The organism is Lysinibacillus sphaericus (assembly GCF_001629735.1).
Classification (GTDB): Bacteria; Bacillota; Bacilli; order Bacillales_A; family Planococcaceae; genus Lysinibacillus; species Lysinibacillus pinottii.
In genome coordinates this window covers 931,524-946,257 of sequence record NZ_CP015224.1, presented here as the reverse complement: position 1 = coordinate 946,257, position 14,734 = coordinate 931,524, and the positions used below count along the sequence as shown (strand labels likewise).

Genomic DNA, 14,734 nt, shown 5'->3' with positions numbered 1-14,734 from the left:
CATCATCCTCTTCTCCAGGTGCAATTTTCACCCAAAGATGATACTATTAGTATAGAACGATTTTTATTGCAAATACAATAAAAATCTCAGGAGGATCGAAAATGAAAGAAATCTTACGTGAAATAGGTGCTATCGCACGGGCTTTAGACTCGATTAGTAATATAGAATTTAAGGAATTGGATTTAACGAAGGGTCAATATTTATATGTTATCCGAATTTGCGAAAATCCTGGCATTATTCAAGAAAAGGTGGCAGAGCTATTGAAGGTGGATCGCACAACTGCTTCTAGGGCCATCCAAAAATTAGAAACAAAAGGCTTTATTGAAAAACGTAGTGATCAAGGAAATAAAAAAAACAAATTACTTTTTCCAACCAATAGAAGCTTAGACATCTATCCATTTTTAAAGCGGGAAGGCGAGTATTCTAATAAACGAGCACTTGATGGTTTTTCTAGCGATGAAGTCGACAGCATCCACCATTTACTCAAGCGAGTTCTACAAAACATTGAAATTGATTGGGAATCTGTAAAAAAAGGGCAGAAGCGACACTATTAAAGGCGATTCCTGAATTCCCCTGCTCTGGAATCGCCTCGTATTAGACATGGGCGGCAAATACTCTTTTTAAAACAGCTACCATAAATTCAAGATCTTCATCGGTACAGCAAAGCGGTGGACTTAACGTAATGATAGTATTGGAGCCCTCCACTGTACCGCCATTTTTCCCAACAATTAAGCCATTCGCTTTACACTCAGCAATGATGCTTGCCACCCTTTCTTCCTTTGCAGGTCTTTGTGAGGCTTTATCTTCAACAAGCTCTATACCAACGAGCAACCCTAGCCCTTGAATATCTCCAACAAAGGGTAACTCTAATAAGTCTTGTAGGTCATGGAGTAGTTGAATTCCTAAATCTTTTGCACGCTGTACAAGTCCCTCTTCTTCAATGATCTTAATATTTTCTAATGCCACAGCACAGGCTGCCGGGTTACCACCGAACATATTCATATGTCGACAATGACTATAGCCGTCGATCTCTTTAAATTTATCATAAATATCTTTTCTTACTGCTGTAATTGATAGTGGTAAATAGGCGCTAGTAAGTCCTTTAGCCATTGTAATAACATCTGGACGAATACCGAAATGTTGATGGCCAAACAGCTTACCCGTTCGCCCGAAACCACAAATAACTTCATCGATAATAAGTAACACCCCGTACTTTCTACAAATGCGCTCTACTTCTTGAACATATGTTTGTTGTGGAATGAAGACACCCCCACCTGTTATGAATGGCTCCATAATAACAGCGGCAATCGTTTCATTTTGCTCCTCAATAATTTTTTCTTCGATGTCACGCGCTCTTGCTAAATTATATACTTCCATTGATTGACCTTTAGGACGACGATAAGGATCGGGTGGGGCAACGTGTAGGAAGCCTGGTGTTAATGGTTCATATTTATATTTACGTAATGCCTGGCCTGTAGCGGCTAATGCTCCAAGCGAGCTAGCATGATAGGCTCGATAACTAGCAATCATTTTATAGCGTGTCCCTTCCCCGTTTTGTTGATGGAATTGTCGTATTAACTTGAGCGCTATTTCATTTGCATCACAACCACTATTCGAATAAAACATCATATAGTCGTCCTCTAGTAAGCTGTTGATTTTTTCAGCTAATCTAATAGCAGGCTCATGGCTCTGTGTTAAAGGGGCATAGCATAGTTTTTTTAATTGCTCGTAAGCGACCTTAGCAAGTCGCTCACGTCCATAACCCACATTGACTGCCCATAAGCCTGACATGCCATCTAAAAATCGATTGCCTAAACTGTCTTTTATCCATGCTCCTTCCCCTTGTTCAATAATGACTGGAGTATGCTCGTTATAAATGGACATATGGTGCCAAATGTTTTCACGATCTTTGTGCTGTAAGGTATGGGTGAACTGATCACTTCGTTCCTTTTCCATCTCATGACCTCCAATCGTGTATCCTAGATGTATTTTTTGCCTTTCGTCAATTTTTACTATATACACTCATTCGTGTTGAAATTTTCTGACTTCTCAAACATAATAAAAATTAGACATTGTACATTCGAAGGGCAGGTGCTAAATTATGTCCAAACATCCTCTACTCGTACGTGATGTCCTTAAGCGCAAACATTTTGAATCAGCGAAGCTTATAGCAGGACACCATGGCCTTGAACGACAAGTTCTGTGGACACATATTTTAGAAATTAAAGATTTTGATACGTTAATTAATGGTGGTGAACTCATTTTAACTACTGGGGTCGGTTTACAGTTAGAGCGTGAAACGCAAATTGCTTACTTACAAAACCTTATTCGGAACGAAGCTGCAGGGCTTTGTATTGAAATTGGAGACTATTTTGATCATGTCCCTGTGGAGCTGATTGCCATGGCGAATGCGCATCATTTTCCAATCATTGTCTTTGAAGAAATAGTTCGCTTTATCGATATTACACAAGATTTACATACGTACATAATTAACCAACACCAACAGGCACTTACACAGCTCGATACCCTTTCTAAAACATTTATGGAATTATCGTTAATGCCCAATGGGATTTTAAAAATCTTACAAGTCCTTCATCAAGATACCGAGGCATTATTTTTATTTGTCTCCGAAGATACAAAAAGCTTTTATTATCCAGTCGAAGCTAAAAAACACTTACGTATGATGGAAGAACATTGTCAGCAGTTAGAACTACAAGAGCCCTTACATCTTTTATCAATTGACAAGGACCATTTTGTCATTATCCCAGTAAATGGTCTTGGACAAGTTTGGGGCTATCTATGTATGCATTCTGAACTGCCGAAACCGAGTGATTACACCTTATTAAACTTAGAACGTGCTACGATGTCCATTGCCCAAATTTTAATGAGAAATCGCATGCTTCAGGAACGTCAGCAAAGCCGTGAGGATGAGTTCATTCTTGCATTAATTCAAGGCCAGCCTGTGGATGTCCCATACTACCAAAGCTATTTACCGATTGAAAGTCGGAATTTATTTTACCGTGTCGTCGTGTTCAATCTACATGACGAAACCAAAGCAGTGCCAGAGGAAGAGTGGCAGGAAATACAATTACAAAATGCCATGTATGTTCGCTCCATCTTAAAGAAGCTAGGATTCTTCCCTACCGTTTCAGTACGACAGCATGAGATTATTATTTTATCCTTCTATATAGCTGCAGATTATATGAAGGATAATCGAGATTCCTTCAATCAAGCCATATCACAAATTGTTGCTAGAAAGGCATCTCAATTTTTTGAACAGCTTAGCCTTACCTGTGGGATAAGCAATGTTTATCAAACAATAGAAAGTGTTCATCTTGGCTATAAGGAGGCTAAATCGTCTATCCAAATGCAGCATCATCAATTGACTAGCTCCATTTATTATAAGGATTTAGGCGTTTTCCGGTTATTATTACAGCAAGAGCAAACCACCCTATTACAATTTGTGAAAGATTACTTGCTAGAATTATTATTACTGGATCAAAAAAACGGCCATGATTTGTTCCAAACATTAGCTGTTTATTTAGCTTGCAATGGAGCTAAAAATGATACGGCAGAGCAATTATTTATCGTCCGTCAAACGCTCTATAAACGCATTGAACGACTAGAAAGTATATTCGGTGCTGATTTTTTACAAGCGCCACATCGACTAAACATTGAAATTGCCGTCAAGGCCTATGAACTTTTGCAGAAAACAGCACCTGATTTATTACGATTTTGAACGTGGGTCCATAAAATCACGTAAAGCGTTACTAAGCATATATAAGCCAAGAACAAGAATCGTGATGGCTCCTCCAGGCGCATACGTATACCAAGGGGCACCGATTAAATAAGCCTGTGAATCTTTTAACATTCTGCCCCAGCTAGGGTTTGGTGGCTGAACACCAAGCCCTAAATAGCTTAGTGCTGCCTCTGCTAACATTGCAGTAGCAAATGTGACAGTCGCAGCGACAATAATTTGCGACGATATATTAGGTAAAATATGACGAAACATAATGCTATGAGGCTTGACACCAATTAATTTGGCTGCCAATACATACTCTGAATCACGTTGTTGGACAAATCCGCTCCGTGCAATTCTAGCAATAGCAGGGATGGCGATAATGCCTAAGGCTACGGCCGTATTGACAATCCCAGGGCCAAATACCGCTACTAGCATCAATGCTAATATAATGCCAGGAAACGCCATTAAAGCGTCCATTGTTCGCATAAATAGTTCATCAACCCAGCCACCAACATAGCCTGCAATTCCTCCTATGGTAATACCAAACAATGTCCCAATTCCTACAGTTAGTAGCCCAACGGCGAAAGCTGTTTGTGTCCCCTTCATAATCCGGCTAAAAATATCACGCCCGAATTCATCTGTCCCAAAAAGATAAGCACCACCTGGTCCACGCAATTTCTCAGGTATGTTCATGGCGTTGACATCATGTGGTGTATAAAAAAAGCTGACCAGCATGACGAGCAAAAAGCCGACAATGACGAGGAGACCAATGGATAAATTCAGTTTTTTAGTATAACGTTGTAGCGGTTTCATTGTATCCACCTCTTAATGTAATCGGATTCTAGGATCTAATACAGAATATAAAATATCGACAATAAAATTTATCATGACCACAGCGACCGTAATATACATAACGATCCCCTGTACAAGTGGAAAATCACGGTTACTAATAGCCGTTATGAGAAGCTGTCCAATACCAGGCAAAGAAAATACTTGCTCCACAATAATCGTCCCCGCTACAACTTCCGCCATAATTAGGCCAAATACGGTTAAAATCGGAATCATTGAATTTTTCAATACATGCTTATACATGACATTTTGTTCAGACATTCCCTTACTACGAATTGTCCGTACATAGTCGAGCTGAACCTGCTCTAAAATAGCGGTACGCACATAGCGGAAGTTCACAGCAATTTGTGGTATCGCAATGGTTAAGGCTGGGAGAAGGAGCGTACTAAGCGCCCCAGCAACACTTTGTGTCCATGGTATATAACCACTAATTTTAAAGAAGCTAAACTGTAAGCCAACGTAAAGAATAAGCATCATTCCTAGCCAAAAGGATGGTACAGCCATCCCAATTTGTGTCACAGTAGATAACGACACATCACTTATTTTATTTTGTCTTCTTGCCGCAAACATCCCTAAAGGTAAGGAAATGACTAAAACAATGAGTAGGGTAATCCCTGCCAACGACATAGTGACAGGAAGTCGATCAAATAATAAATCTTTTACAGGCATTGAAAAACGAATGGAATCACCTAGCTGACCTGTCAATAAGCCCTTCATCCAATCCACATATTGTTCATAAAGAGGACGATCTAAGCCGAGTTCAGATCGTAAATTTTCAATTTGTGTGGGATCCGCTTCTGTCCCCAGCATTGTTCGAACCGGATCTCCAGGTAATATTTGAAAAACACCAAATGTAATAATGGATACAAGCAGGATGGTTGTTATTAACAGGATGATTCGACGTAGAATATACATCATGGGCACTCATCCTCTCCTAGTTTGAAAATTGAACCTCTGACATATCATGGAACCAGAATGGATAGCTCTTCAGCCCCGTCACTTGTTTGTCAGAACCCCAAACAATTTGGTAATCAGCAATATAAACCGCAGTAGCCTGCTCAGCTAAAATTTCCTGTGCTCGATGGTAGTACTCAATTTGTTTGGTTTGATCTGTTTCCTTTAGCACATCAGTCATAATTTTGTCATACTCGTCATTTTTAAATAGGAAGAAGTTTTCACTATCATTTGTAGAAATATAATCATTTAAAACCTCGTAGGCTGATGCACGACCTGTTAAATCAATCGTTGTCATTTGATAGTCACGACCAAAATAAACACGGTCTAGCCAAATTCCCCACTCCACCACCTCAATTTCCACATCAACACCAATTTCTTGTAAATTCGCAACTGCAATTTGAGCTATATTCGAATACATATCATTGTGTGAAGATACCGTAATTTTTGTTTTGAAGCCATCCGGATAACCAGCCTCTGCCAATAACGCCTTTGCTTTTTCTATATCGCGTTCATACATGCTTTCTAAGCCCTTTTTTTGGAAATCGCCCATCGCTGGACTCATATTTGAACCAAGTGGGACAGCATAGCCCGCAAATACCGAATCAATAATATCGGATTTACTAATCGCGTAGTTCATAGCCTGTCTCACTTTTACGTTATCGAATGGAGCCTTTGTTTCATTAAATGTAATGATTAAGGATGAGTTATTATTTTGATGCGTTAAATGGTAGCTCCCTTCAACCTCACTCACACGATGCCATGGCACACTTGTTAAATCAACCTCATTTGCCATCAAGCTCATAATCGCTGCTTGATCATCCGATTGGAAGGTAAACGTAACTTTATTCAAATAAGGTAAGCCTTCCTGCCAGTAGTTCTCATTTTTCTTAAGTTCTAAATTTGTCCCTGGCGCGTATTTCACAAAGGCAAAAGGACCTGTTCCGATTGGATTCTCATTATGCTTCCCATCATTACTTTTAGGAATAATTGCTGATTGTCTTGCCGTTAATGAATACAGGAAGTTAGAATTAGGATTCTTTAACTTAATCACAAATGTGCTGGCATCTGGTGCCTCAGTTGATGCCACGTTATCAAAGTTATTGGACATTTTTTCACCACCGTTTTTCCCCATTAAACGGTCAAATGAATATTGAATATCTTCTATCGTTAAATCATCACCATTATGGAATTTCACTCCTTGGCGAATCTTAAATGTATATGTTAAACCGTCCTCTGAAACCTCATAGCTCTCTGCAAGTCCTTCTTTTAAAGAACCATTTGTTTCTGGTGCCATTAATCCTTCAAATAAATTCATAATCATTTGATACGAAATGGATGCGGTTGCCTTATGTGGATCTAAAAAATCCGGATCATCATTTACACGTACTACAATTTCCTGCGGTACATCTGCTGTAGTTTGGCCATCAGAACTATTAGAGCTCGTCGATACTTTCGCTCCATCACTTGAACATGCACTTATAATGAATGCCATCACGAACATGAAGAGTATTACCCCACTATTTTTCAAATTCATTGCCGTTCCCCCTTCTCCTAAGTGCTTATCTTTTGAATGCTTGTATAGCTTTCCACCCCTGCCAATTTATCTGCCGCTTGAATACCAGCAAGAATAGCTTCCTCCATCACCTTAGTCGCTAAATGTCCCAAATAATCTAGCGCAAATGTCTGCTCTCCTGTACCTAGCACAAAAATAGTGTCGCCATCAAGCATCGTATGGACAGGATAAATCGTTCGGGCGAGTGCATTTTGTGTAAGCTGGGCAATCTTTTTTGCTTCTGCCTTTGTTAATTTTGCATTCAACGCTATTACGCCAATGGTTGTATTTGTGCCAGCAAGTGCCTCTGATTGTGCATGCTGTTCGAGATAGGCACAGCAATCCAGCCACTGTCCTGTTTGAGGATTTCTCGCACCCGCTAAAATTTGCCGTGTATGAGGATGTTTGACATCTCCCACTGCATTAACAGCCACAATAGCCCCAGCAATAAGCCCATCCTTACCCGCAAATGATGCACTGCCAAGTCCACCCTTCATGGCAAAGTCTGGTCCTGCTAATTTACCTACCGTTGCCCCATAGCCCGCGCCAATATTGCCATTTTGAAATGAACCTACTTGCGCAGCTTGAGCCGCTTCATAGCCCATTTGTGCTGTAGGTCGAGCTTGAGGATCACCGATAAATAAATCAAAGAGGACGGCACTTGGTACAATTGGAATTTTGGCAACACCTGCATCAACCCCAATTCCTTGCTCCTCTAAAAATCGCATGACTCCTGTGGCAGCATCTAACCCAAAGGCACTGCCCCCTGACAGACAAATACCATGCACACGATCAATTTCATTAATAGGATCTAAAGCATCCGTTTCACGAGTACCTGGTGCAGACCCTCTAACATCTACCCCACACACTGCCCCGCCTTCCATTAATAGTGCCGTACAGCCTGTAATCCCCTCTTCGTTTTCACGATGCCCTACCTTGATCCCTGGAACATCGGTAATATTACCAAACATACCAACACCTCAATTCTAAATAATTTAAATATTCAGATTATTAATCATATAAAAAGCAAGCGACGCGCTGATTTGCATTGTTCTCCTGAAGCTTAGGCCTCTCGTGCTGGCATCTTTCCATAACATATGGACAACGTGTATGAAACACACAGCCAACAGGTGGATTGATTGGACTAGGTAGTTCACCTTGTAAAAGTATTTCTTGTTTTGGCTCATCAAAATGGACGACTGGAATGGCAGATAGCAATGCTTGTGTATAAGGATGCAATGGATGAGCGTATAGCTCCTTCTTCGTCCCAATTTCCACAACCCGCCCTAAGTACAACACCGCCACACGGTCACTTATATGCTTCACAACACTTAAATCGTGGGAAATAAATAAATAAGTTAACTGAAATTCATCCTGTAAATCCATCATTAAGTTTAGGACTTGTGATTGCACAGACACATCTAATGCCGATACTGGCTCATCCGCAATAATGAATTCAGGGCGAATCGCAAGAGCCCTTGCAATCCCAATCCTCTGCCGCTGACCTCCTGAAAATTCATGTGGAAATTTATGCATCGCATCTTCAGGAAGTCCAACCTTTTGTAACAATTCTTTCACGCGCTCTTTGCGCTGTTCCTTCGTCAACGTTAATTGTAATTTCATTGGTTCCTCAATAATTGCTCCAATTCGCATTCTAGGATTTAGAGAGGCAAAGGGATCTTGAAAAATCATTTGCATTTGATTGCGATAAGATTGAAGCTTATTCCCTTTTAAATGCTGGATTGGTTGTCCCTTATACAATACTTCCCCAGCTGTTGGTTCAACGAGCTTTAAAATCGTTCGTCCAAATGTAGATTTTCCTGATCCAGATTCGCCTACAATACCTAGCGTCTCTCCTCGGTAGATTTCAATGGAAATATCATCGACCGCTTTGACCATTTTTTTCTCTTCTTTCATAGACTTGCGCTTCACAGGAAAGTAAGCTTTTAAATGATTAATTTCCAGTAAAACTTCTTTCTCCGTCATGTGCCAGCTCCTCCTTCTCTGTGAATAAATGACAGCGCACTTTATGTGTCTCTTGAATATGGTGTATGGTCGGACTATCCTGATGGCATTGCGCCATGGCATGCGAGCAGCGCGGTGCAAACCGACAACCTTCTGGTAAGGCATATGCTGGGGGCACAGTGCCCGGGATCGATGGCAGCCTTGTGACCTCCGTTTCAAGACTCGGCATTGTTTTTAACAGTGCTATCGTATAAGGGTGCTGGGGATTTAAAAAAAGCTCTCTTACGGGAGCTTCCTCCACTATTTGCCCTGCATACATGACCATGACACGGTCCGCTGTTTCTGCAACAACACTCATATCATGAGTAATAAATAAAATGGCTGATTGATGCTCCTCCTTCATTTTCATCATCAGCTTTAAAATTTGTGCCTGTACGGTTACATCCAATGCTGTAGTCGGTTCATCCGCAATTAATAGCTGAGGATTATTAGACATCGCAATGGCGATCATGACGCGTTGCCGCATCCCCCCCGATAATTGGTGTGGATATTCAGCGATTACCTTCTCCGCATTAGCAATCCCCACTTCCTGTAATAATTGTAGTGCTTTTTGCCAAGCATCTTTTTTTGAAACCTTTTGATGTCTTCGAATGCCCTCTACCATTTGATTACCGATAGTAAATACTGGGTCTAGGGAGGTCATGGGCTCTTGAAAAATCATACTAATTTCATTGCCACGAATATGGCTCATCTCTTTATTTTTATAGGCTAATAAATTTTTGCTGTTTAAGTGGATGCTTCCTGCTGTAATTTCCCCAGGAGGGATTGGCAGTAAACGCATAATGGCTAACGATGTAATACTTTTGCCACTGCCTGATTCTCCCACCAATGCAACCGTTTCTCCTTTATGAATGGTAAAGTTCACATCATCTACCACCTTGGCCTCTTTGCCATTCTTCAAATGGAATCGAATGGATAATTGATTGACCTCTAAGAGCACTTCTTTAACTTTTGCATGTTCCATAGGCGTCCCTCCCTGTTAGCGTTGAATAGGTGGTGCATAGCGTATGGCAATATTTTTCATTTGCGTATAGTTCCGCAGAGCAACAAAGCCCTTCTCTCGACCAATGCCACTTTTTTTATAGCCTCCGAACGGCATTTGTATACCACCAGCTGCCCCATAATTATTGATAAATACTTGTCCTGCCTGCACACGACTTGCCACATAATGAGCTGTATCAATATTCTGTGACCACACACCCGCAACTAAGCCATATTCTGTGCTATTGGCTAGAGTAATGGCTTCCTCCACGCTAGCAAATGTTAAAACCGTCAACACAGGCCCAAAAATTTCTTCCTGTGCTAAAGGATCATTCGGCTGTACTCCATCTAGTATAGTTGGCTGCACATAGAAGCCATTTTCATACCCTTTAATCGTCAATGGCTCCCCGCCAGTGATGACATAGCCGTCTTTTTTAGCTTGCTGTAATAATGTAGTGATTTTTGTATACTGACGTTCATTTAATAATGGCCCCATATCCATGTCCGCCTCACCAGGCCCCACCTGTATCGCTTGAAATTTTTGCACTAATTGTGGGAGAAATGTATCTTTTATACTTTCTTCAATGAGTAGTCGAGCCCCAGCAGAGCATGTTTGCCCTGCATTTTGAATAATAGCCCTTACAACGCCCTCTAATGCTTGCTCCATATTGGCATCCGCAAACACAATATTGGGTGATTTTCCGCCAAGCTCTAATGTTACAGGGACCACATTTTCTGCTGCCGCTCTCATCACTGCAATTCCAGTAGGAACAGAGCCCGTAAAGGTTATATGATTAATATCAGGATGTGAGGTTAAATATGGACCCACATCACGTCCCAGGCCCGTAATATGTTGAAAGATTCCTGTAGGCAGTTTCTCTGCAAGCCATTCCGTAATGGCATGTGTAGTAAGTGGTGTATCTTCTGCACTTTTCACGATAACTGCATTGCCTGTAGCAATCGCCGCAGCGACACTTCGTGCTGTAATTTGAACCGGATAGTTCCATGGCACGATATGTACCGTAATACCAACGGGTTCCAGTACTACTGCATTCAATAGTCCATCCTCAATTGGAATCGTATCCCCCATCACTTTATCAGCCGCTCCACCGTAAAATTCAAAATAACGAGCCGCCGCTTCAATATCTGCCCTTGCTTGTGTTAAAGGTTTTCCTACGTCCCGGCATTCTAGTAAACTCCATTCTTCGGCATGCTGACGAATATAATGAGCGAAGTCAATTAATAACTGACCTCGTTCAAAAGCCTTCCATTGTCGCCATTCATCACTTTCAAAGGCTCTACGTGCTGATCGCACCGCTTCTTCTACATGCGCTTGACTTGCATTACTAATTTGCGCAATGATTTCTCCGGTTGAAGGATTCTCAACATCTAGCAATACTTCTGCATCCCCATAAATCCATTCCCCATTAATCAACATAGGAATATTTTTCATCGTACCCCTCCTATAATCCACGACCACCATCTACATGTAAGGTCGTCCCAGTGACCATGCTAGCTGCATCAGACAATAAATAACTGACAGCTCCTGCTATATCAGAAGGCTTCACCAATCGCCCTACTGGGACAGATTGCACAAACACACTTTGCTTGGTTTGCTCGACATCTGCCCCTTGTGCAGCAAATTGCCCAAGCATTTGTGTATCAGCAGGTCCAGGATGAATCGTATTAACACGAATTTGGTCTGGTGCTAGCTCAATCGCTAGCCCTCTCGTAAAGCTTTCCGCTGCACCTTTTGACGCAATATAGGCCTGTAAGCCAGGTCTTGGACGTACTGCTGAAATTGAAGCAATCGTCACAATAGAACCCTTTTGCTGTTTTTTCATAAAGGGGACAACTGCTTTTGTTGTTATAAATAAGCTTTTTACATTGACATCCATTAAGCGATTCCAATCATCCATTGTTACTTGCTCAATGGGCGTAGCAGCTTGTGCAATCCCTAGTGCATTGACAAGTCCATCCATTCTCCCATACTTATTAAAAATTTCCTGGAAGATGGCATTCACTCGCTCCTCCTGCAATACATTAACTTCAAAGCATTGCAGGGAGTCATGGGTTAAATTTGACAGCGCCGTTATGGATAAATCAAGTCCTATGACCAGATTACCCTGCTTAAGCTGCTCTTCAATAATGGCTCGTCCCATTCCGCCACCTGCTCCTGTCACAACAATCACCTTTGGCTTAGTTGCCATAGTATACACCTCCCGCTGTTACAGACATATGACTGATTTCCTGACAAATCGCATCGCCCATTTGTGCCGTCGTTGCTTGTCCACCAATATCAGCCGTTTTCACGACGCCTTCTTCCAGTACTTTACTAATAGCTTGGACAATCAAATGTTCTAAATCCTTTCTTCCCTGATGTCCAAGAAGTAAGGCAAGCGACCATATTTGAGCTATTGGATTGGCAATACCCTTGCCGGCTATATCTGGCGCGGAACCATGCACAGGCTCAAACATAGACGGAAATTTCTTCTCTGGATTTAAGTTTGCAGACGGCGACAGCCCAAGCCCCCCAACAATGGCAGAGCCTAAATCAGATAAAATATCGCCAAATAAATTGGAAGCCACAACAACTTCAAATTCCTGTGGTCGTTCGACAAAATAAGCGACTAATGCATCGATATAAATGGATTCAAGCTGTAATTCTGGTGCAATTTGTGTCACTGTTTTTCTTGTATGCTCATCCCAAAATTTCATGGAATGTATGATTGCATTAGATTTTGTCGCACTTGTCAGCTTGGTTTTCCCTTGCTGCTGAGCATATTCACAGGCTGCACGAACAATTTTTTCAATTCCAATACGCGTCATAATTGTATTTTGAATCGTCATTTCTTGTGGCTGCTGTAGATACAGTCGACCACCACTATCCGAATATTCGCCCTCAGCATTTTCGCGGAAAATGACAAAGTCAATCTCGTTCTCGCCAGCTAGAGGTGAGGATATCCCAGGCAAAGATTTAATGGGACGGAAATTCACATACTGTTGGAAATTTTTACGAATCGGCATAATGAGCTCCCATACCGTGACATCATCTGGTACGCGAGCATCACCAATTGCTCCAAATAATATCGCATCATATTTTTGTAGTGCATCAAGTGCATCCTCTGGCATCATACAGCCGTGCGCTAAATAGTATTCAGAGCTCCACGGAAAAACCGTCGTTGTCATTTGTAAGGATGAATCCCGTTCTTGCACACATTTTATAACCTTTAATGCTTCCTGCATGACTTCCTTTCCAATGCCATCGCCTGGTATAACTGCAATTTTTATCGTTGTCATTGGACATCACCAGCCAAAAATTTTAATGCCGCTAAACGATAAATGGCAGTTGTTTCTGCCAATTCTTCAATATCTACATATTCATTGATTTGATGAGGAATTTCACGATCTCCTGCACCAACCGTCACTATTGGAATCCCATGGACATGAAGAAACGTACCATCTGTAGCACCAGGAACACCATTATATTTTGGCTCCTTCTCTGTCACCTCTGCTACTGCCTCGTAAATGGCCTGTACAACAGCATCTTCCTTAGCAGTTGCTGTAGCAGGTCGATTATCAAGAATCGTTAGTTCCACGTTAAAATCCGGATCATCTGCCTGTAATCGTTTAATAATGGATTCGATTCTTCCTAGTAGTTCATCATGGTCTTGGGCAGGAACCGTACGAATATCAAGTGTCGTCATGCAGTGATCAGGAATGACATTGATTTGTGCATCTCCTTTAACAGGCGCACGTAAAATCGTTGGTGTTATAGATGGCCAATTCAGCATTGGGTCACGTCCTAACCGAGCCTGCTCCTCTTTTTCTAGTTTCTCCAGCTCTACAATCAATCGTGCCATACGCCAGTTCGGATTAATGCCACTCCACGAGATTGCTCCATGTGCCATCTTACCGAAAATATCAACCTGTAAACGAATCGCCCCACGCTGTGCAATGCATACATTGTTTTCCTGTGGCTCACAAATAATAGCCCCATCTACTCCGTCTGCCCAGCCGTTTTTAATAAAATGTTTAATGCCCAGCATGAGCCCCTCTTCATCACAAGGAATACATAAAATAATCTTGCCTGTAAACTCTTCCTGATCTAGTAGTAGTGATTGACAGGCAGTAATCATACATGCGAGATTCCCCTTCGTATCATTTGTTCCTCTGCCGTACATACGCCCCTCAACAATCTCTGCTCCAAACGGATCATATGCCCATGCATCTCGATTTCCTTCCGTTACAACATCTGTATGACCCTCGAAAAGTAATGTTTTCCCAGGCTTGCCCGAATCAATAATACCAATAACATTCGGCCGGCCAGGCACAACCTCCTCTACATGCGTCTCAATGCCAATATCCCTTAAATATGCCGCAACTACGTGTGCCACCTCCTCTTCATTACCCTTTGGATCATTCTCGCGGTAAACGCTTTCAATTCGTACTAGCTTTTGTGTTAACGCGATGACCGCCTGCCGATCTCGCACATACGATTTGGTTGTTTTTAAACTAGTTACTGTCATGCAAAGGACCTCCTATTTTATAGAATATTCTGAATTTACATTATTTTAACATTGACCCTTCTCTATGAAACTAGACAATATGTTAATAATTCATAGCAT

The 14,734-nt window shown here is 41.5% G+C and carries 13 protein-coding genes; 2 read left to right on the top strand and 11 right to left on the bottom strand.

The window, feature by feature from the left end; all coding sequences use genetic code 11:
- The first annotated feature begins 101 nt into the window (after positions 1–101).
- Positions 102–554 carry a MarR family winged helix-turn-helix transcriptional regulator gene (locus A2J09_RS04455; protein WP_012293879.1) on the top strand — a complete coding sequence of 151 codons (453 nt, stop codon included), beginning with the start codon at positions 102–104 and terminating at the stop codon, positions 552–554.
- Positions 555–594: 40 nt separating this feature from the next.
- Here A2J09_RS04455 and A2J09_RS04450 read toward each other — a convergent pair whose 3' ends face one another.
- Positions 595–1,956, bottom strand: coding sequence for an aspartate aminotransferase family protein (locus A2J09_RS04450; RefSeq protein ID WP_012293878.1), 1,362 nt, complete (start codon positions 1,954–1,956; stop codon positions 595–597).
- 145 nt (positions 1,957–2,101) lie between these two features.
- Here A2J09_RS04450 and A2J09_RS04445 point away from each other — a divergent pair, with 145 nt between their 5' ends.
- The gene (locus A2J09_RS04445) at positions 2,102–3,739 is read left to right on the top strand and encodes a PucR family transcriptional regulator (RefSeq protein WP_012293877.1); all 1,638 of its coding nucleotides are present in this window, start codon (positions 2,102–2,104) and stop codon (positions 3,737–3,739) included.
- Here A2J09_RS04445 and A2J09_RS04440 read toward each other — a convergent pair.
- The 10 genes from A2J09_RS04440 to A2J09_RS04395 are packed head-to-tail and all read right to left on the bottom strand — an operon-like array spanning position 3,728 to position 14,635.
- Positions 3,728–4,555 (bottom strand): ABC transporter permease, encoded by an 828-nt coding sequence (locus tag A2J09_RS04440; RefSeq protein WP_036161274.1) that lies wholly within the window; start codon positions 4,553–4,555, stop codon positions 3,728–3,730. The two genes, A2J09_RS04445 and A2J09_RS04440, sit on opposite strands and share 12 nt — an antisense overlap.
- Positions 4,556–4,567: 12 nt before the next feature.
- Complete coding sequence (locus A2J09_RS04435) at positions 4,568–5,509, bottom strand: ABC transporter permease (RefSeq protein ID WP_012293875.1); 942 nt, start codon at positions 5,507–5,509, stop codon at positions 4,568–4,570.
- A gap of 16 nt (positions 5,510–5,525) precedes the next feature.
- Positions 5,526–7,082, bottom strand: coding sequence for an ABC transporter substrate-binding protein (locus A2J09_RS04430; protein WP_036161273.1), 1,557 nt, complete (start codon positions 7,080–7,082; stop codon positions 5,526–5,528).
- A gap of 17 nt (positions 7,083–7,099) precedes the next feature.
- On the bottom strand, positions 7,100–8,071 hold the full coding sequence (locus tag A2J09_RS04425) for a P1 family peptidase (protein WP_012293873.1): 972 nt from the start codon (positions 8,069–8,071) through the stop codon (positions 7,100–7,102).
- A 40-nt stretch (positions 8,072–8,111) separates the two neighbouring features.
- A complete protein-coding gene (locus A2J09_RS04420) occupies positions 8,112–9,086 on the bottom strand; it encodes an ABC transporter ATP-binding protein (RefSeq protein WP_012293872.1) in 975 nt (324 codons plus the stop codon).
- Positions 9,055–10,089 carry an ABC transporter ATP-binding protein gene (locus tag A2J09_RS04415; protein WP_012293871.1) on the bottom strand — a complete coding sequence of 345 codons (1,035 nt, stop codon included), beginning with the start codon at positions 10,087–10,089 and terminating at the stop codon, positions 9,055–9,057. Before A2J09_RS04415 ends, A2J09_RS04420 begins: the two co-directional genes overlap by 32 nt.
- A gap of 15 nt (positions 10,090–10,104) precedes the next feature.
- Positions 10,105–11,559, bottom strand: a complete 1,455-nt coding sequence (locus A2J09_RS04410; protein WP_012293870.1) for an aldehyde dehydrogenase family protein — start codon at positions 11,557–11,559, stop codon at positions 10,105–10,107.
- Between the two features lie 10 nt (positions 11,560–11,569).
- Positions 11,570–12,316: an SDR family NAD(P)-dependent oxidoreductase gene (locus tag A2J09_RS04405; protein WP_012293869.1), complete on the bottom strand. Its 747-nt coding sequence runs from the start codon at positions 12,314–12,316 to the stop codon at positions 11,570–11,572.
- Positions 12,306–13,406: a tartrate dehydrogenase gene (locus A2J09_RS04400; RefSeq protein WP_012293868.1), complete on the bottom strand. Its 1,101-nt coding sequence runs from the start codon at positions 13,404–13,406 to the stop codon at positions 12,306–12,308. The genes A2J09_RS04405 and A2J09_RS04400 overlap by 11 nt, the downstream gene beginning before the upstream one ends.
- Positions 13,403–14,635 (bottom strand): M20 family metallopeptidase, encoded by a 1,233-nt coding sequence (locus A2J09_RS04395; RefSeq protein WP_012293867.1) that lies wholly within the window; start codon positions 14,633–14,635, stop codon positions 13,403–13,405. Before A2J09_RS04395 ends, A2J09_RS04400 begins: the two co-directional genes overlap by 4 nt.
- Positions 14,636–14,734: the final 99 nt, after the last annotated feature.

What these genes read in the sequence shown, in the direction of transcription:
- A2J09_RS04455 (WP_012293879.1), top strand. Translation starts at nt 102, where the DNA reads ATGAAAGAAATCTTACGTGAAATAGGTGCTATCGCACGGGCTTTAGAC.
- A2J09_RS04450 (WP_012293878.1), bottom strand. Translation starts at nt 1,956, where the DNA reads ATGGAAAAGGAACGAAGTGATCAGTTCACCCATACCTTACAGCACAAA.
- A2J09_RS04445 (WP_012293877.1), top strand. Translation starts at nt 2,102, where the DNA reads ATGTCCAAACATCCTCTACTCGTACGTGATGTCCTTAAGCGCAAACAT.
- A2J09_RS04440 (WP_036161274.1), bottom strand. Translation starts at nt 4,555, where the DNA reads ATGAAACCGCTACAACGTTATACTAAAAAACTGAATTTATCCATTGGT.
- A2J09_RS04435 (WP_012293875.1), bottom strand. Translation starts at nt 5,509, where the DNA reads ATGATGTATATTCTACGTCGAATCATCCTGTTAATAACAACCATCCTG.
- A2J09_RS04430 (WP_036161273.1), bottom strand. Translation starts at nt 7,082, where the DNA reads ATGAATTTGAAAAATAGTGGGGTAATACTCTTCATGTTCGTGATGGCA.
- A2J09_RS04425 (WP_012293873.1), bottom strand. Translation starts at nt 8,071, where the DNA reads ATGTTTGGTAATATTACCGATGTTCCAGGGATCAAGGTAGGGCATCGT.
- A2J09_RS04420 (WP_012293872.1), bottom strand. Translation starts at nt 9,086, where the DNA reads ATGACGGAGAAAGAAGTTTTACTGGAAATTAATCATTTAAAAGCTTAC.
- A2J09_RS04415 (WP_012293871.1), bottom strand. Translation starts at nt 10,089, where the DNA reads ATGGAACATGCAAAAGTTAAAGAAGTGCTCTTAGAGGTCAATCAATTA.
- A2J09_RS04410 (WP_012293870.1), bottom strand. Translation starts at nt 11,559, where the DNA reads ATGAAAAATATTCCTATGTTGATTAATGGGGAATGGATTTATGGGGAT.
- A2J09_RS04405 (WP_012293869.1), bottom strand. Translation starts at nt 12,316, where the DNA reads ATGGCAACTAAGCCAAAGGTGATTGTTGTGACAGGAGCAGGTGGCGGA.
- A2J09_RS04400 (WP_012293868.1), bottom strand. Translation starts at nt 13,406, where the DNA reads ATGACAACGATAAAAATTGCAGTTATACCAGGCGATGGCATTGGAAAG.
- A2J09_RS04395 (WP_012293867.1), bottom strand. Translation starts at nt 14,635, where the DNA reads ATGACAGTAACTAGTTTAAAAACAACCAAATCGTATGTGCGAGATCGG.